At 66.6% G+C, this 16,670-nt stretch carries 16 protein-coding genes; 9 read left to right on the plus strand and 7 right to left on the minus strand.

Translation table 11 applies throughout. The features are described 5' to 3' along the window. Positions 1-341: 341 nt before the first annotated feature. From BAMB_RS19985 to BAMB_RS19995, 3 genes are all read left to right on the plus strand, one after another. Positions 342-881, plus strand: a complete 540-nt coding sequence (locus tag BAMB_RS19985) for a hypothetical protein (RefSeq protein WP_011658985.1) — start codon at positions 342-344, stop codon at positions 879-881. A gap of 293 nt (positions 882-1,174) precedes the next feature. Beyond that, complete coding sequence (locus BAMB_RS19990) at positions 1,175-2,035, plus strand: urea carboxylase-associated family protein (protein WP_011658986.1); 861 nt, start codon at positions 1,175-1,177, stop codon at positions 2,033-2,035. A gap of 85 nt (positions 2,036-2,120) precedes the next feature. After that, entirely contained in the window at positions 2,121-2,795 is a 675-nt protein-coding gene (locus BAMB_RS19995; RefSeq protein WP_011658987.1) for a GntR family transcriptional regulator, read from the plus strand. A gap of 64 nt (positions 2,796-2,859) precedes the next feature. Here the strand turns inward: BAMB_RS19995 and BAMB_RS20000 are convergent, their stop codons facing one another. The 4 genes from BAMB_RS20000 to BAMB_RS20015 form a co-directional block, all read right to left on the minus strand. Beyond that, positions 2,860-3,258 (minus strand): ectoine synthase, encoded by a 399-nt coding sequence (locus tag BAMB_RS20000; protein WP_006756328.1) that lies wholly within the window; start codon positions 3,256-3,258, stop codon positions 2,860-2,862. 66 nt (positions 3,259-3,324) lie between these two features. Further along, positions 3,325-4,665, minus strand: a complete 1,341-nt coding sequence (locus BAMB_RS20005) for an amidase family protein (RefSeq protein ID WP_011658988.1) — start codon at positions 4,663-4,665, stop codon at positions 3,325-3,327. A gap of 23 nt (positions 4,666-4,688) precedes the next feature. Further along, complete coding sequence (locus BAMB_RS20010; RefSeq protein WP_011658989.1) at positions 4,689-6,191, minus strand: amino acid ABC transporter permease/ATP-binding protein; 1,503 nt, start codon at positions 6,189-6,191, stop codon at positions 4,689-4,691. An 84-nt stretch (positions 6,192-6,275) separates the two neighbouring features. Then, positions 6,276-7,118, minus strand: a complete 843-nt coding sequence (locus BAMB_RS20015; RefSeq protein ID WP_011658990.1) for an ABC transporter substrate-binding protein — start codon at positions 7,116-7,118, stop codon at positions 6,276-6,278. On the opposite strand from BAMB_RS20015, the gene BAMB_RS35420 reads away from it, so the two are divergent. Then, entirely contained in the window at positions 7,117-7,254 is a 138-nt protein-coding gene (locus tag BAMB_RS35420; protein WP_158380540.1) for a hypothetical protein, read from the plus strand. The genes BAMB_RS20015 and BAMB_RS35420 overlap by 2 nt on opposite strands. Positions 7,255-7,587: 333 nt before the next feature. Here the strand turns inward: BAMB_RS35420 and BAMB_RS20020 are convergent, their stop codons facing one another. Then, positions 7,588-8,484 (minus strand): glutamate/aspartate ABC transporter substrate-binding protein, encoded by an 897-nt coding sequence (locus BAMB_RS20020; protein ID WP_011658991.1) that lies wholly within the window; start codon positions 8,482-8,484, stop codon positions 7,588-7,590. A 412-nt stretch (positions 8,485-8,896) separates the two neighbouring features. On the opposite strand from BAMB_RS20020, the gene BAMB_RS20025 reads away from it, so the two are divergent. The 4 genes from BAMB_RS20025 to BAMB_RS20035 all read left to right on the plus strand — a co-directional run bounded on the left by BAMB_RS20025 (position 8,897) and on the right by BAMB_RS20035 (position 14,884). Next, positions 8,897-10,564 carry a S8 family peptidase gene (locus BAMB_RS20025; RefSeq protein WP_011658992.1) on the plus strand — a complete coding sequence of 556 codons (1,668 nt, stop codon included), beginning with the start codon at positions 8,897-8,899 and terminating at the stop codon, positions 10,562-10,564. A gap of 518 nt (positions 10,565-11,082) precedes the next feature. After that, positions 11,083-11,244, plus strand: coding sequence for a hypothetical protein (locus BAMB_RS35945; protein ID WP_175705935.1), 162 nt, complete (start codon positions 11,083-11,085; stop codon positions 11,242-11,244). A 47-nt stretch (positions 11,245-11,291) separates the two neighbouring features. Further along, positions 11,292-14,072, plus strand: coding sequence for a magnesium-translocating P-type ATPase (mgtA, locus tag BAMB_RS20030; protein ID WP_011658993.1), 2,781 nt, complete (start codon positions 11,292-11,294; stop codon positions 14,070-14,072). A 68-nt stretch (positions 14,073-14,140) separates the two neighbouring features. Next, entirely contained in the window at positions 14,141-14,884 is a 744-nt protein-coding gene (locus BAMB_RS20035; RefSeq protein WP_011658994.1) for a transporter, read from the plus strand. A 72-nt stretch (positions 14,885-14,956) separates the two neighbouring features. Here BAMB_RS20035 and BAMB_RS20040 read toward each other — a convergent pair whose 3' ends face one another. Continuing rightward, positions 14,957-15,241: a hypothetical protein gene (locus BAMB_RS20040; protein ID WP_011658995.1), complete on the minus strand. Its 285-nt coding sequence runs from the start codon at positions 15,239-15,241 to the stop codon at positions 14,957-14,959. 72 nt (positions 15,242-15,313) lie between these two features. Beyond that, a complete protein-coding gene (locus BAMB_RS20045) occupies positions 15,314-16,189 on the minus strand; it encodes a LysR family transcriptional regulator (RefSeq protein WP_011658996.1) in 876 nt (291 codons plus the stop codon). 93 nt (positions 16,190-16,282) lie between these two features. Between BAMB_RS20045 and BAMB_RS20050 the strand changes: the two genes are divergently transcribed. Continuing rightward, positions 16,283-16,519 carry a hypothetical protein gene (locus BAMB_RS20050; protein WP_082089654.1) on the plus strand — a complete coding sequence of 79 codons (237 nt, stop codon included), beginning with the start codon at positions 16,283-16,285 and terminating at the stop codon, positions 16,517-16,519. The last annotated feature ends 151 nt before the right edge of the window (positions 16,520-16,670 follow it).

Raw genomic sequence — 16,670 nt, forward strand, 5'->3', positions numbered from 1 at the left:
TTTCGACAGCGGGGACACGCGCCCGCTTGTTCGAATATCGAACAGCGGTGCGCGGCGAAGCGAAGCGCGTATTGTGCCTGTTGTGGCGCGCCGCGACGGCAATACCATGGCGCGGGCGAGGTTGAAATGCCGATTGCGGCATATCTCGAAACGCGCAAAACGGGCTGTTGACGGGCGTCAGCGAATCGCCCGAGCACCCCCCCCAGCCTCGCTCCGCGGTCCCGCCCCGGTTTTAAGCCAGATTTAAGCCGGCGCTCGCATAGTCCTTCGTGGCTCAGTCCGTGAGCCGCACGATTCGTGCATTGTTGATTCGATCAGTCTCGTTTGATGGAGATCCGAACATGCGATTCCGTTCGTATATGGCGGCGGGCACGCTGGCGTTGATGCCCGTGCTCGCCATGGCCGGGCAGGCCGACGCCGCTCCGGCAGCACAACCGATGTTCGTCAATGTCAATGGGCAGGCCGTGCCCGTGAAAACCGATACGCGCGTCGTCCAGACAGCCGTCGGCCCGATGCAGGTCCGCACGTGGAGCTGGCACAGCCCGCATGGCGGTGCGAGCTTCGAGATGCAGACGTCGTCGTCGGGCAGCATGCCGCCCGCGGCCGCGTTGCGGCAGATGCAGGTCGCGCAGTATCAGATGCAGGCGGCCCAGGCGCAGATGGTCGCCATGCAGCAGCAGATGATGGCGCTGCAGCACGTCGCGCTCGCCAACGCGCTCGCGATGCCGATGCCGCAACCAGTCGGGTTCGCGATGCCGATGTGGGCCATGCCGGAACCGGTCGTCGTGATCGTGCCGGCGCAACCGTCCACGCGGGCGCTCGCGCCGGCCCCGTCGGCACCGGCCCGCCCGGCCACGCGCGGGCCGGAAATCAAGGCCTGACGCCTGGTTCGGTCGCGCCAGCGACCGGGCCGAAAACCGAAACCGCCGGCATGTGCCGGCGGTTTTTTCATTTGCGGCGCCAGATGTTTGCCCGCGCCGCCGCGATCGCGCCGCCTCCCCCGACACTCGGTGCTTTCCACCGATTGACACACCTCCCCGCCTACACCCTATACTCCGCGAAGCGCCAATATATTGTTGAACAATCCAGCATGAACATTGACGCGTGAGCGGCCACCACAAAGGGCTACGGCCGGATCGCTGCACCTGACAACCTTCCCCGAGAGTACCGCGTCATGTCGAACTATCCCGCCGCCTACCAGGTCACCAAGGGTTCCATCCTGAATGTCGACAAAGCCTTTTATTCCACGATCGCCCGACGTCACGACGCGCGGGAACGGATCGCGTCGCACGTCGTGCCGATCCGCAGCGGCTTCGCGTGGACGGTGCCGGCCGGTCACGTGTTCCGGATCGTCACGCTCGAAGGCCCGCAAGTCGCCGACTTCAACATGTGGAACCTGCACAATCCGCGCGAACGCATGTGGGCATCGCGCACGCGCCAGTTGCAGGCCGCGCACGTGACGACGTTCGACCGGCTCTGGTCGACCTTGCCGTACCTCCGGCCGATGGCCACGATCACCGACGACACACTCGCCGGCTACGGCATCGACGGCGACGGCGGCCGCGTGCACGACCTGCTCGGCACGCGCTGCGACCCGTACGTGAACAAGCTGCTGACCGGCGAGGATTTTCATTTCCACTGTCATTCGAACCTCGTGCGCGCAGTCGCGCCGTACGGGCTGACCGAATTCGACGTGCACGACGTGCTCAACGTATTCCAGTGCACGGGCCTGAACGACGACGACAAGTACTTCATGAAGGCCTGCCCCGCGCAGCCGGGCGACTACCTCGAGTTCTTCGCGGAAATCGACGTGCTGTGCGCGATGTCGACGTGTCCGGGCGGCGATCTGTCCGTCCCGATGTGGGGGCCCGACGCACGCGACCCGATCGACGTGTGCCGGCCGCTCGGCGTCGAGGTGTACCGGCTCGACCCGAGCCTGCTCGAAGGCTGGGCGTCGCCGCCCGTCGCGCCGTACCGCGGCCTGCACGGGATGCAGCCGCCGCACGCGGATTGGCAGCACGACAAGACGGCGTAACGACGCCCATAGCCCGTAGAATGGCGAAACGCCGCCGGCCGGCCACGCCGGCGGCGCACGATCAGGAGAGGAGAGAACGAAACGAATGGCAAGCGAAAAAGCGCGAGGACAGTCGGTCGCCGACCGGATCAGCCATCAACTGCGCGAACACATCATCAGCGGCAAGCTGCCGCCCGGCACCGCGCTGATCGAGATGGACCTCGCGGCCGAATACGACACGTCGCGCAACTCGCTTCGCGAAGTCCTGCATCAGCTCGGCCGTGAAGGGCTCGTCACGTTCGTGCGGCACAAGGGCGTGGTCGTGCGCACGCTGAATCGCCAGGACGTGCGCGATCTCTACGTCGCGCGCCGCACGCTCGAACTGCATGCGTTGAACACGGCGGAACTCGCGCAGCCTGCACTGCTCGAGAAAATGCAGAGCGCCATTCGCGCGGCCGAACGCGAGCTCGCCAAGGAAAACTGGCAGGCCGTCGGCACGCACAGCCTGCGATTCCACCAGCACATCGTCGCGCTGCAGAAGTCGGCGCTGCTCGACGAGTTCTTCCGGACCATCTCGGCACAGCTGCGCCTCGTCTTCGCCGCCGATCCCGACGAAAAGCGCGTGCAAACGCCCGACTGGATCCAGCGCGAATACCAGATCTACGACCTGCTCACGCAGAACCGTCGCAGCGAAGCCGTTACCACCCTCGCGCGCTATCTCGACGATTCCGAGCGGATGCTCGTCGACGCGATCAAGCGCAGCCACCGCGAGGCGGCCTGAATCCGAACACCGTGCCGCCATTGCGCCACAAGATGCGGCGCGCAACGGCCAACGGCACGCGCCGTCAGGCTTGCTGTTCCGTCGGCAGCGCGTAACTGCCGTCTTCCCGATGTGTCTCGAGCCCCGTCAACGGCGGGTTGAACACGCATACGAGATGCAGGTCGCCGCGCGTCGCGCGCAGGATATGCGGATCGTTCAGGTTCAGCGCATAGATCGTCCCGGGCGTGATCCGGTGCACGTCGCCGGTGGCTGTATCGACGACTTCCCCTTCCCCGGCCACGCAGTAATTGGTCTCGAAGTGATTCTTGTAGTGCAGATGCAGTTCCGCGCCTTCATGAACACGCGTCTCGTGGACGGAGTAGCCGACGCCGTCCTGCTTCACGATCATGCGCTTGCTGTCCCAGCCCGGGCCGCGCGCGTGGCGTTCGGTATTGGCGATATCGGCCGATTTCACGACGATCATAAGCACCTCTGATTAGTAACGAGTGATGGCGAAAATGGCAAGGCGAGCCCTGCCGCGGGAAACCTGTCATGTGGAATCGGTCAGCGCGCGCTCGACCATGGCCGCGACATCGAGCAGCCGGGCGTCTTCGTGTCGACGCCCGGTGATCAGCAAGCCGACGGGTTGCCGGTTGCGCAGGTCGCCCGGCACGCTGATGCTCGGCAGGTCGAGCCGGTTCGCGAACTCGGTCAGCCGGAACGTACGCGCGTTCTGCTCGAGGTACGCGGCTTCGTCGGCCAGCTCGGCCACGCGCGGCGGCAGCATCGGCACCGTCGGCGTCAGCACCGCATCCGCGTCGCCGAGTTCGGCGTGGTAGGTGTCGGCCAGTGCAGCCAGACGCAGCAGCGCCGCCGCATAATCGTGCGCGCGCACCTGCTCGCCCGCGGCAATGCGCGCGCCGACCAGCGGATCGTAACGGTCGGCCGCCGTCGCCAGCCGCGCACGATGCAGCATGAACGCCTCGGCCGCGATGATGCCGCCCGCGCGGGCGACCGCGCCGGCCTCGGCCACGCAATCGAGCCGCTTGCGCCGGATGCGCGCGCCGTGCGCGGACAGTCGCGACAGCCACGCGTCGAATGCGCGTCCGACGACCGGATCCACGTCGTCGGTGGCGAATGGTTCGGGCACGACGAACTGCAGATCGCGGATCGTCGCCGGTCGTCGCCGCCGCGCATCGCGGCCATGCAACGCAACGTCGGCCTGCCGGCAAAGCCCGACCGTCGCAGCCAGCAGGCCCGGCACGTCGAAGCTCGTCGACAGGAGCTGCATGCCGTCGCTCGCATAGCGCCCACGCGACGGCTTGAAGCCGGTCACCCCGCAGAATGCGGCCGGAATGCGCGCCGACCCGCTCGTATCGGAACCCAGCGACAGGTCGGCCGCGCCGAGCGCCACCGACACCGCCGCGCCCGAACTCGATCCGCCGGCCACCCGCTCGCGCCGCGTATCGAGCGGTGTCGTCGGCGTACCGTATGCACGATTCACGCCGAGCGCGCCGTACGCGAACTCGGTCATCGCCGTCTGCGCGACCAGCACCGCGCCGGCCCGGCGCAGCATCGACACCATCGCGGCGTCGGTGCGTGCCGGCGGCTCATCGGCCAGCACACGCGAGCCCGCATGCGTGACCCAGCCTTCGCAATCGAAACAGGCCTTCACCGTCAGCACGGCGCCGGCCAGCGGCGCATCGACCGCACCGCCGCGCAGCACTGCATCCCATGCACGCGCGTCGGCAAGCGCCGCGGCGTCGCGCCGCGCGAGCCACGCGGTTCCGACGTCGCCGGGATACGCATCGGCACGTGCGAGACACGCACTCAGCCGCTCCGCACACGAGCGTGCGTTCGAGTCGCCCAGCCGAAAGCCCGTCGGGTCCATTCGTGCTCCGGTCCAATCGTTCGTCATGCGATGTGAACGTGTTTCAGAAAATCGTTCACGCGCGCGTCGCCGCTGCCGCGAATCCGCTCCGGCGGCACGTCGTACAGGATGCGCCCGCTCTCCATGAACACGATCCGGTCGGAGACCTTGAACGCGAAGTTCATTTCGTGCGTCACGATGATCATCGTCATCCCTTCCTTCGCCAGCGTCTCGACGACCTTCAGCACTTCGCCGACGAGTTCGGGATCGAGCGCCGACGTCGGCTCGTCGAACAGCATGATCGACGGCCGCGTCGCGAGTGCGCGCGCGATGGCCACACGCTGCTGCTGGCCGCCGGAAAGCTGGTGCGGATACTTGTTCGCATGTTCGAGCATCCCGACCTTCGAGAGCAGCGACAGCGCCTGCAGCCGGATCGCCGCCGCATCGGCCTGCCGGTGATAGCACGGCGCCATCATCACGTTTTGCAGCGCGGTGCGGTGCGGGAACAGGTTGAAGCTCTGGAACACCATGCCGATATCGAGGATGCACTCGTGCGACACGCGCGGCGGATGCGAGCCCGACGCGCGGATGAACGGCTCGCCGTACAGGTCGATCTCGCCCGCGTTCACCGGTGCGAGCCCGTTGATCGTGCGGATCAGCGACGTCTTGCCCGAGCCGGACGGGCCGATGATCGACACGACCTGCCCGGGCACGACATCGAGATGGATATCCTTCAACACTTCGTTGCGGCCGTAGCGCTGCTGCACGCCTTTCAGGCGAAGCGCGAATTCGGCGTTCGCCCGCTGCCTCGGCGCGACGGCCGGCGCCGACGGCGGCAGCGCGAGATCGATCTCGTCGGCCTGGACGGGCGTGCGCCGACTGACGTCGAGGTGCCGCTCGAGATAGCCGAGCAGCCGGCTGAACACGGTCACGATCAACACGTAGTAGAACGCGACGGCCAGCATCGTTTCGAACACGAGGAAGTTCTGCGTGTACAGCCGCTGTCCGACGAGCAGAATCTCGGCCAGCGAAATCACCGACACCAGCGACGTGAGCTTCACGATCGTGATGAACTCGTTCGCGAGCGCGGGCAGCGCGATGCGGATCGCCTGCGGCATCACGATCAACCGCTGGATGCCGGCGAAGCGGATGCCCAGCGCGCGGCCGGCCTCGAGCTGCCCGCGCGGCACCGACAGGATCCCGCCGCGATGGATTTCCGCGAAATACGCTGTCTCGCTCAGCACCATCGCGATCAGGCCGGCCGTGAACGGATCGGACAGCACCGCGCTGGTTGCGGGAAAGACCTGCGGCAGGTTGTAGATGAAGACCAGCAGCACGAGCAGCGGCAGGCTGCGGAAGAACCAGATGTAGACGGCCGCCGCCCGCTTCAGCAGCGGCCGGTGCGACTGTCTCGCGAGCGCCACCGGAAACCCGAGCAACACGCCGAGCAGCCATGCCACGACGCTGAGTTCGACGACCACGACGCAGGCGCGCCAGAAATCCTTGTCCCACAAGAGCTGAAACGCATAGTGCCAATCGAACTGCATCGATGACTCCTCAACCGCTGATGGAGATGCGGCCGCGCGGTGCGCGCGGTGGTCGGGTCGTGCTTGCTACATGCTGGCTACGGGCTACTTCGTAGTACTGAGCGCATTGGCGACGTCGGCGGCCGTCGGCTCCTGCAACCCGTATTTCTTCACGAGGCTGCCGTACTCGCCGCTGCGCTTCGCATCGTTCAATGCGCGCTCGAGCGCACCCTGCAGGCCGCTATCGCCCTTCGTCATGCCGAGGCCGATGACGATCGGATACAACAGCGTCGTCGAACTGATGTCGACACGCCCGTTCGTCTGTTTCGGAATCCCCTGCGCGACGGCCGCGTCCTCGATCTGGACATCGACCGCCTTCGACATCAGCGCCGACGTCGCTTCCGGCGACGTCGGAAACTCGAGGATCGCGATCTCGCCGCGCCCGGCCGCCTTGCACGTGTCCTGCGACACCGCACGCAGCTTCGGCGTCCACGACGCACCCTTGATCGAGCCGACCCGCTTGCCGCACAGGTCCTGCGGCGTCTTCGGCAGGAACGCGCTGCCCTTCGCGACGAGCAGCGATGCGCCCGTCTTCAGGTACGGCACGAAATCGACCTGCTTCACGCGATCGGGCGTCACGTACAGCGCGGACGCGACGACGTCGAAGCGGCGCGCCTTCATGCCGAGGATCAGGTCCGGAAACCGCGTGTCGAGGAACACCGGCTCCAGCTTCAGGTGACGCGCGAGCAGCCGCGCGAACTCGGCGTCGAAGCCGGCGGGCTTGCCGGCTTCGAGGTACGCGTAAGGCGGATACGTGAGGTCGGAGCCCACCAGCAAGGTGCCGGGCCGCACCGTCTGCAGCGGAGCCGCGGCCGCGAGCGAGCACACGAACGCAAGCGGCACGAGCGCGCCGCGGAGGAAACGTCGAAGCGGGAAACGAGCGGACATGGCGAAGCTCCTGGGTTATTCGGCTCCCGCGCTGAAACGTCGCAACGCCTCCCGCGGGCCGCCGTATGCGGCTTTCCGGGATTTTCCGCCGAAAATTGTTGAACAATTTCGGCCGATTCTGACCAGTTCAAATTGAAATCTGAATTCGGGTTTACGCGGCAGACGACATCACCGGACGGGAGTCGGCACGCACACGCGCACCACGCGTCGGCACGAGCATGCATTGCGGTAAGGAGGGAAAAACCGGTGGAGACGGGCCCCGGATCGAGGCCCTTTGAAATGCGGCACGACACGCGCGACGCGTGCGGCGAGGGATCAGAGGACGGGTTTCAGCATCCGGCGCGATGCGCACGGACCCCACTACGGCCGCAGGATGCGCGCCGCGACGCCGACCCGCAGGCCGGACAGATTCGATCGTGCAGGGCCGAGCACGCTACGTGTCGGCCCGCACGCTAACTCGACATCCTGCTCAGTACTGCGCCTGATCCGTCGGATTCCTGAACAGCTGCTTCATCTCCGCCGACAGCGGATAGTTGAGGCTCACGCCCTTCGGCGGAATCGGCTGCATGAACCACTGGTCGTAGAGCTTCTCGGCCGCGCCGGAAGTCTGCAGCTTCGCGATCACGCCGTCGACCACGTGCTTGAACGCAGGATCGTCCTTGCGCATCATGCAGGCGTAGTTTTCATGGACGAGCGGCGTGCCCGCCACCGTGTACGCGCCCGGGTTGCGGTCCTTCGCGATCTCGCCGTACAGCAGAGGCTCGTCCATCACGAACGCGACCGCGCGCCCCGTCGTGACGTTCATGAACGCTTCGGCGTGGTCCTTCGCGCTGATGATCGTCATGTTCATCCCCTTCTCCTCGTTGAGCTTGCGCAGCAGGCGCTCGTCCGACGTGCCGGCCGTCGTCGCGACCGTCTTGCCGGCCAGGTCCGCGAAGTCCTTCACGCCCGAATCCTTGCGCGTGCTGAAGCGGATCCCGTACAAGAAGATGCTGTTCGAGAACGCGGCCTGCTTCTGCCGCTCCAGCGTGTTGGTCGTCGACCCGCACTCGAAGTCGATCGTGCCGTTCTGCAGCAGCGGAATCCGGTTCTGCGACGTGATCGGGATTTCCTTCACCGTCAGGTTCGGCGCCTTCAGCTCCGCCTTGAGCGCGTCGATGATGCGCGCCGCGATGTCGCGCGAGTAGCCGATGTTCTTCTGCTGGTTGTCCGAATACGAGAACGGCACCGACGATTCGCGGATACCCAGCGACACGATGCCCGTGTCCTTGATCTTCTTCAGCGTGCCGGTGAGCGCCTGCGCGTGTGCGGTGCCTGCCAGTGCGCAGGTCAGCGCGACGGCCAGCCAACGGAAGCGGCGATCCATGCTTTTCTCCTGACGAAACGTTGATCGAATCGCGATCGTACGCCCGACAAAATTCGCGTCGCATCAGGGAAAGCGTAAGGAGCTTGCCTGCGCGGCAGCCCCATTTTCCGTGGCGCGCAAACGCGTGTGAATCCCGTCTCGCGCCCGGCAGGCGGCATTCGGTCGCGTCCTGCCTGCCGGCTTATGGCCATCCGACCCGCAATATTGCTGCAACGCAACATCGCAATCGTTTGCGGTTATCTCATTTTTTCTCCTACAACGACTCAAGAAGCGCCCGCAGTAGCCGTTACCCAATCCATGGCGCGTCGCAGCAACCTCGCGGCAGACGTCAGACAAAAACGACATTGTCCGGTGTTCCTCCGGACCAGGCACGACCGCCGGCACGACGGTTATCTACGAGGATCGCTTCACCATGAGAGCCACACGTTTCAATATCGCGCTGGCCCGCTCCGCTCACGCGCGCATGCTTGCCGGCATGCTCTCCGCCGCGGCCCTGCTTCCCCTCGCCGGCTGCGGCGGCGGTGGCGGCGACGGCAGCAAACCGTCTTCGTCCAATGAAGCGCCGGCCCCCGCGCCGTCGCCCGCTCCGACGCCGACTCCCGCACCTCCGACGACCCCGCCCGCCCCCAGCGGGGGCAACGCGTGCACGACGCAGCAGGCCGCCGCGCAGATGGCCGCCCAGACCACCGCACCGGCCGAGCCGCCGGTCGATCACCTGATCGTGAAGCTGAAGACGCTGACGGCGACGCGCGCGATGGCGGCCGTCGACACCGGCACGCGGCTCGACGCGGTGATCCAGCGCTCGGTCACGCGCTGGTCGGCGCCGACGGCGACGGGCGCCGCCCGTGCGTATGCCGCCGTGACGGCGTCGCAGGCATCGCTGAACGTGCAGGTCGAGCGGACGCTGTCGGATGGCGCGGCCGTGCTGTCGATCGGCCAGCGTATCGCGTCCGGCGACGCCGCGGCGCTCGCACAGGCATTCGCGGCCGACGGCGACGTCGACTACGCGGAACCGGATCACCCGATGCGAATCCGCGACACGCCGAGCGACCCCTCATACAGCCAGCAGTGGTATCTGTCCGATGCGAGCGTCGGCATCAACACGCCGCCCGCGTGGACGCGCACCAAGGGTTCGCCGACGGTCGTCACGGCCGTGCTCGACACCGGCTACCGGCCGCACCCCGACCTCATCGGCAACCTGCTGCCCGGCTACAACTTCATCTCGAACATCAACACGAGCAACAACGGCCAGACGCGCGGCACCGATGCGACCGATCCGGGCGACTGGGTCACGCAACAGGAACTCGACGATGTCAACGGCCCGTACTATCACTGCGCAAGCGAACCGAGCACCAGCAGCTGGCACGGCACACGCGTGATGGGCGTGATCGGCGCGAACGCCAACAACGGTATCGGCGTCGCCGGCGTGTCGTGGCTCGGCCGGATCCTGCCGGTGCGCGTGCTCGGCAAGTGCGGCGGCAAGACGAGCGACATCGCCGACGCGATGCGCTGGGCGGCCGGCATTCCGGTCGCAGGCGTGGCGACCAACCCGAATCCCGCGAAGGTCATCAACCTGAGCCTGGGCGGTGTCGGCGCGTGCAGCGCGACGTTCCAGCAGGCAATCGACGACGTGAACGCGAAGGGCGTGACCGTCGTCGTCGCCGCCGGCAACGACGGCCTGTCGACCGCGTTCGACCAGCCCGCGAACTGCCGCGGCGTGATCAGCGTCGGCGCGACGGACGCGACCGGCCGCCGCGCCTCGTTCAGCAACTTCGGTTCCGACGTCGCGCTGAGCGCACCGGGCGTCAGCATCCTGTCGACGGCCAACGGCGGCACGACGACGCCGGGCGCGGACACGTACGGCACCGCGAGCGGCACGAGTCTCGCGACGCCGCAGGTATCGGGCATCGTCGGGCTGATGTTGTCGATGAACGGCAACCTCACGCCCGCGCAGATCCAGCAGAAGCTGCAAGGCGGTGCGCGTGCGGCGATGCTGCCGGCCAGCACGTCGTGCACCGCGCTGCCGGCGGGCGCCGGCATCGCCGATGCAGGCGCCGCCGTCATGGCTGCCATCCAGTAAGCCGCACGCTGCGTCGACGCGACCGCGCGCATGCATTGCATGCGCGCGGTTTTTTCATGTGCGGAGCCGATCTCGTCGCGTTAAGTCGCGCTAACGTTCTGCAAGAATTGCCGGAAAATAAAGGGCGGAAAAAAGGTTGACGCTTCGCACGACGAGCCATTACCATCGCCCCGTCTGATTACATGGAGTGTTCTGTGAACACCGATGCGAGTTGTAGTTGGTCCTCGACCAACTTGACTGCTGCCTGAGGAAACCGCGCAGAGCCTCGTCTTCTGCCGCATCCCGGGAAGCAGGATGCGGCGTCCTTCCGGCCTGATTACCGGCCAGAATCCCCCGCCGAATTTTTTCGATATCGCCGAATGCCCGCGCCGCGTCACGTACGCTGCCGCGCGTGTGTTCGTGCTGCGTGCAGCCCGAGCTGCGCGCGTTTTCGTTCGCGTGCCATTGCGCCGCGCGCCTTCGTGCGTGCGCGGCTGCCGATCGCCCGTGCCCGCTACCCGCAACCGACAGGAGTGCAGATGAACCCGGACGACAGTAGTCGATTATCGCTCGCCGGTGCGCCGCTGCGCATCGATCCTCCGACCGCAACACTGCGCGCGCCGGCGAGCGTTCCCCCCTTCACCGATCCACACCCGATCGCGCCTGACGCGACGCGGCGGGGAGCGCTCGTGCGTCGATAACGTCACGGTCGCTCCCCGCCCGCCGCCTCGTGCGCAAGGAGCGACTCATGACACAACGCAAACCCACGCAAAAGAAACAGCGCGGCTTCATCAATGCCGGCCCCGGCCAGCAGAACGAGCCGCGCGTCATGCGCGCCGCGCAGGAAGCGGCCCGCCCGCTCGAAGAAACCTTCAAGTCGCTGCGCACCAGCACGCGCGGCCTGACCTACGACCAGGCCGCCGATCGTCTTCAGCACCACGGTCCGAACGAAATCGCGCACGACAAGCCACCGCACTGGACCCGCCAGCTGCTGCACGCGTTCCACAATCCGTTCGTCTATGTGCTGCTGGTGCTGGCCGCGATCAGCTTCTGCACCGATATCTACTTCGCGGCGCCCGGCGAGCGCGACTACGTCGGCATGACGATCCTGCTGACGATGGTCACGATCAGCGCGCTGCTGCGCTTCGTGCAGGAATTCCGTTCGCTGCGTGCGGCCGAAAAGCTCAAGGCGATGGTCCGCACGACGGCGACCGTGCAGCGCGCGGTCACCGACACGTCCGAGCCCGCGCGCCGCGAGGTGCCGATGCGCGAAGTGGTGGTCGGCGACATCGTGCACCTGTCGGCCGGCGACATGATTCCGGCCGACGTGCGCCTGCTCGCGTCGCGCGACCTGTTCATCAGCCAGGCCGTGCTGACCGGCGAAGCGCTGCCGGTCGAGAAGTACGACACGCTCGGCGCGGTCGCCGGCAAGTCGGCGCACATGGGCATGGCGGGCATGGCCGGCACGCCGGGCGCGGCGAACGACGCGTCGACGTCGCTGCTCGATCTCGAAAATGTGTGCTTCATGGGCACCAACGTGGTAAGCGGCACCGCGACGGCCGTCGTCGTCGCGACCGGCGAGGACACCTACTTCGGTTCGCTCGCGCGCAACGTCGTGAGCCACAAGCGCATCGAGACGAGCTTCGATCGCGGCGTCGCGAGCGTGAGCTGGCTGCTGATCAAGTTCATGTTCGTGATGGTGCCGATCGTGTTCATGATCAACGGCCTGACCAAGGGCGACTGGCTGAGCGCGCTCACGTTCGCGCTCGCGGTGGCCGTCGGCCTCACGCCCGAGATGCTGCCGATGATCGTCAGCGCGAACCTCGCGCGCGGCGCAATCGCGATGGCGCGCCGCAAGGTCGTCGTGAAGCGGCTGAACTCCGTGCAGAACTTCGGCGCGATGGACGTGCTGTGTACCGACAAGACAGGCACGCTCACGCAGGACAAGATCATCCTCGAACACCATCTCGACCTGTCCGGCCACAAGAACGAGGACATCCTGCGGCTCGGCTGGCTGAACAGCTTCCATCAGAGCGGCCAGAAGAACCTGATCGACATCGCCGTGGTCGCACGCGCCGACGAGATCGGCGAGCGCGTGAAGCCGCAAGGCTACAAGAAGATCGACGAGCTGCCGTTCGATTTCGTGCGCCGCCGCCTGTCGGTCGTCGTCGAGGACACGCACGGCACGCACCAGCTGATCTGCAAGGGCGCGGTCGAGGAAATGCTCGCGGTGTCGACCCATGTGCAGGACGAGGACGGCGTGCGACCGCTCGACTTCGTCGCGCGCAAGCGGCTGCTCGAACAGGCTAACGCGTACAACGAGGACGGCTTCCGCGTGCTGGTGCTCGCGACGCGCATGATTCCGCGCGGCGACGAACGCGAGCAGTACCGCACCGCCGACGAGCGTGACCTCGTCGTGCGCGGCTTCCTGACCTTCCTCGATCCGCCGAAAGAATCGGCAGCGCCGGCGCTCGCCGCGCTGCGCGAGAACGGTGTGTCGGTGAAGGTGCTGACGGGCGACAACCCGACCGTCACGATGAAGGTCTGCCGCCAGGTCGGCCTCCAGCCGGGCAAGCCGGTGCTCGGCGCCGAAATCGAGGCGCTCGACGACGCGACGCTCGCGCAGGTCGTCGAACGCACGACGGTGTTCGCAAAGCTCACGCCGCTGCAGAAGGCGCGCATCGTGAAGGCACTGCAGGCGAACGGCCACACGGTCGGCTTCCTCGGCGACGGCATCAACGACGCCCCCGCGCTGCGCGACGCCGACGTCGGCATTTCGGTCGACAGCGGCGCCGACATCGCGAAGGAAACCGCCGACATCATCCTGCTCGAAAAGAGCCTGATGGTGCTCGAGGAAGGCGTGATCAAGGGCCGCGAGACGTTCGGCAACATCCTGAAGTACCTGAACATGACGGCCAGCTCGAACTTCGGCAACGTGTTCTCGGTGCTCGTCGCCAGCGCGTTCCTGCCGTGGGAGCCGATGCTCGCGACCCAGCTGCTGGTGCTGAACCTGATCTACGACACGTCGCAGATGCTGCTGCCGTGGGACCGGATGGATCCGGAGTTCCTGAAGAAGCCGCGCAAGTGGGAAGCCGGCAATATCGGCCGCTTCATGCTGTGGGTTGGCCCGACGTCGTCGGTGTTCGACATCACGACGTACATCCTGATGTGGACCGTGTTCGGCGCGGGCGCGATGTATCACCTGCACGGCGGCACGGGCGGCCAGGTCGTGATGAATTCGGGCTGGTTCATCGAGAGCCTGGTGTCGCAGACGCTCGTCGTGCATCTGCTGCGCACGCAGAAGATCCCGTTCCTGCAGAGCACGGCCGCACTGCCGGTGCTGCTGTCGACGTTCACCGCGATCGCCATCGGCTGCTGGCTGCCGTTTTCGCCGTTCGCGGATTCGCTCGGCTTCATGCACCTGCCGGGTACCTACTGGCTGTGGCTCGCGGCGACGATGGTCGGCTACATCCTGCTCGCGCAGATCGTCAAGACGATCTATGTGCGTCGCTACAAGCAGTGGTTCTGATTTCCTCCGGACGACGGCGTGCCGGCCCGCGCGGGGCCGGCCGCCGGCGACGCACCAAGGATGACGTGATGAAAAGAATGCTCCCGCTCGCGGCCGCGAGCGCCCTGCTCGCGCCACTCGACGCCTTTGCCGCCCACCCGCTCGTCAGCGACGACCCGGGTACCCAGGGCAACGCGAACTGGCAGTTCGAGCTCAATGCCGAGGAAACCTCGAAACAGGACGAAAACGGCCGCCACCAGATGTGGAACGCGACGCTCACGCGCGGCTTCGGCGAACGCGTCGATCTCTACGTCAACGCGCCGTACACGCATCTGCAAACGCGTACCGACGAGAACGGCGCCGGGTTCGGCGATGTCGAGATCGGCATGAAGTGGCGGTTTGTCGAACGCGGGCCGCTGTCGCTCGCGCTGAAGCCGATGGCGACGATGCCCACAGGCAACGACCGGCGCGGGCTCGGCACCGGCCGCGTCGGAACCGGCGCGACGCTGCTCGCGCAAATCGACGTGTCGCGGCTCTCGTTTCTCGCGAACGCCGGAATGACGTACCAGCCGAATCGTCAGGGCGACCTGACTGCGATCTGGGCCTTCTCGGGCGCGGCGATCTACAAGGCGACCGACACGCTGCAGATCGTGGCGGACATCGGCACGTCGCGCAACGCGGAAAGCGGCGCCGGCGCGAATCCGGCGTTCGTGATCGCGGGTGCGATCTATTCGCCGAAGCCGTGGCTCGATCTCGACATCGGCTACCGGCACGGACTGAACGACCAGACCTACCGTCACTCCGTGATGGGCGGGTTGACGGTGCGGTGGTGATACCGCGGTGATGCGGCCGATGCCGCATGTCGAACCGTCATGCGACGGACCGCCTTCGGGCGGTCCGTTTTTTCATTCGACGTCGTTCGCGCCGAACAGCTGCGCGCACACGGCGCGCCCCTCTTCGGTCAATGCGGCACTGCCGGTGCCGTCGTCGCTCAGTGTCGTCGCGCTCAGGCCGGCGGCGTCGAGTTGCGTCAGCACGCGACGCAGCGTACTCATCGGCAATTGCGTGCGCTTCGCGATCTTCGGCAGCGACCAGGTCTTGCCGGACGGATCGGTCGCGGCTTCGTGCAGCGCCGCGAGCGTCGCGACGAGTGCGGGATCGAGCGGGGCGTCGTCGGATTCTGAAGTCATCGGTTCGGATTCGTGAGCCGGCGCCGGGCCGGAATGCAGGAAGGATGCCGTCGCGAGCACTATACGCCGCCGTCACGCGCGCTTGATCGCCGCGCGCATGAACGACACGAAACGCGTGGTCACCGGATCGTCGCGCTCGGACAGCCACGCAAGCCCGACGCGCCATTTCGCGTCCCTGCCGTCGAGCGGCAGGACGGTTGCATCGCGCAGCAGGTACTGCGCGCCCGACGGAATGAACGCGACGCCCACGCCGGCCGCGACCGACGTGAGCACCGATTGCACGTCCTCCGCCTGCTGCGTGACCTGCGGCACGAAGCGCCGCTCGACGCACCACCGGTCGATCTGCGCGGCGAGCCCCGGGCCGCGCGCGCGCTGCAGCGCGATGAAGCCGATCTCGTTGAGCACGTCGAGATCGGCCGGCACGCGCTTGAAGCCGAGATGCGGCGGCACCGCGAGCGCGAGCGCCTCGTCGATCACCTTGAACGACGACAGCCCTTCATCGGACGGCAAACGCAGAAAGCCGGCATCGAGCTTGCCGGCGCGCAGCCGGCGGGTTTGCTCGGACGACGACAGGTCGCTCAACGTGACCGCGATACCCGGATTGCGGCGACGAAATTCCGCGACGAGTTTCGGCACGAGCGTCAGCACGGACAGGCAGATGCCGAGCCGCAGATGCCCGCGTTGTCCGCTGGTCGCCTCCCGCGCACGCGCGAGGATTTCGTCGGCATCGCGCACGAGCGCCTGCGCATCGGGCAGGAAGCGTTCGCCGAACGGCGTCAGTTCCGCGCCGTGCCGGCCGCGCTCGAACAGCTTGCCGCCGAGGCTCGCCTCGAGCGCGCCGATCTGCTTGCTCAGCGCCGGCTGGCTCATGTGCAGTGCGTCGGCCGCGCGGCTGAAATGGCTGAGCTCGGTAACCGTCAGGAAGGTGCGCAGCAGTTTCAATTCCATTCTTTAAAGGAATCGTATCGATCGAAACATTCATTTTACTGATCGAACGGCGTGACGTTCAATACGGGCATGCCCTCTTCTGGAATTCACTTTATGTCCGTTGATCATGCGGCCGAATGCCCGACCGATATCTCGTGCGACACCGCGGTCGCCGACGAAAGCCGTGTCGAGCCCGATGCGCCGGCGCCCGAGCGTCGTGCCGCACGTGTCGATGGACGCAGCCGCCGCTTTCGCTTCGGCGATGCGCTGGACGACACGCCGCCGCGCGCCGTCACGGGTTCGATCGCGATCAGCTTCGCGGTCGTGTCGCGGCGGAACTGGCCGCGCTGAGCGCTGAGCCTGCTCGTCGCGCGCATTGCGCCGGACGCGTATCTTCGATCACCCGCAAAAAAACAGCAGGAATCCGCCCGCATTACGCATCATTGCGTGCACATCGATCGTCATCGCCGCACGATCGACCTTATAATTTCCCGCACCCGCT

It is taken from the genome of Burkholderia ambifaria AMMD (genome assembly GCF_000203915.1).
GTDB lineage: Bacteria > Pseudomonadota > Gammaproteobacteria > Burkholderiales > Burkholderiaceae > Burkholderia > Burkholderia ambifaria.

Excerpts from the sequence above, each read along its gene's own strand:
- BAMB_RS19985 (WP_011658985.1), top strand. The coding sequence starts at position 342 with ATGCGATTCCGTTCGTATATGGCGGCGGGCACGCTGGCGTTGATGCCC.
- BAMB_RS19990 (WP_011658986.1), top strand. The coding sequence starts at position 1,175 with ATGTCGAACTATCCCGCCGCCTACCAGGTCACCAAGGGTTCCATCCTG.
- BAMB_RS19995 (WP_011658987.1), top strand. The coding sequence starts at position 2,121 with ATGGCAAGCGAAAAAGCGCGAGGACAGTCGGTCGCCGACCGGATCAGC.
- BAMB_RS20000 (WP_006756328.1), bottom strand. The coding sequence starts at position 3,258 with ATGATCGTCGTGAAATCGGCCGATATCGCCAATACCGAACGCCACGCG.
- BAMB_RS20005 (WP_011658988.1), bottom strand. The coding sequence starts at position 4,665 with ATGGACCCGACGGGCTTTCGGCTGGGCGACTCGAACGCACGCTCGTGT.
- BAMB_RS20010 (WP_011658989.1), bottom strand. The coding sequence starts at position 6,191 with ATGCAGTTCGATTGGCACTATGCGTTTCAGCTCTTGTGGGACAAGGAT.
- BAMB_RS35420 (WP_158380540.1), top strand. The coding sequence starts at position 7,117 with ATGGCGAAGCTCCTGGGTTATTCGGCTCCCGCGCTGAAACGTCGCAAC.
- BAMB_RS20015 (WP_011658990.1), bottom strand. The coding sequence starts at position 7,118 with ATGTCCGCTCGTTTCCCGCTTCGACGTTTCCTCCGCGGCGCGCTCGTG.
- BAMB_RS20020 (WP_011658991.1), bottom strand. The coding sequence starts at position 8,484 with ATGGATCGCCGCTTCCGTTGGCTGGCCGTCGCGCTGACCTGCGCACTG.
- BAMB_RS20025 (WP_011658992.1), top strand. The coding sequence starts at position 8,897 with ATGAGAGCCACACGTTTCAATATCGCGCTGGCCCGCTCCGCTCACGCG.
- BAMB_RS35945 (WP_175705935.1), top strand. The coding sequence starts at position 11,083 with ATGAACCCGGACGACAGTAGTCGATTATCGCTCGCCGGTGCGCCGCTG.
- mgtA (WP_011658993.1), top strand. The coding sequence starts at position 11,292 with ATGACACAACGCAAACCCACGCAAAAGAAACAGCGCGGCTTCATCAAT.
- BAMB_RS20035 (WP_011658994.1), top strand. The coding sequence starts at position 14,141 with ATGAAAAGAATGCTCCCGCTCGCGGCCGCGAGCGCCCTGCTCGCGCCA.
- BAMB_RS20040 (WP_011658995.1), bottom strand. The coding sequence starts at position 15,241 with ATGACTTCAGAATCCGACGACGCCCCGCTCGATCCCGCACTCGTCGCG.
- BAMB_RS20045 (WP_011658996.1), bottom strand. The coding sequence starts at position 16,189 with ATGGAATTGAAACTGCTGCGCACCTTCCTGACGGTTACCGAGCTCAGC.
- BAMB_RS20050 (WP_082089654.1), top strand. The coding sequence starts at position 16,283 with ATGTCCGTTGATCATGCGGCCGAATGCCCGACCGATATCTCGTGCGAC.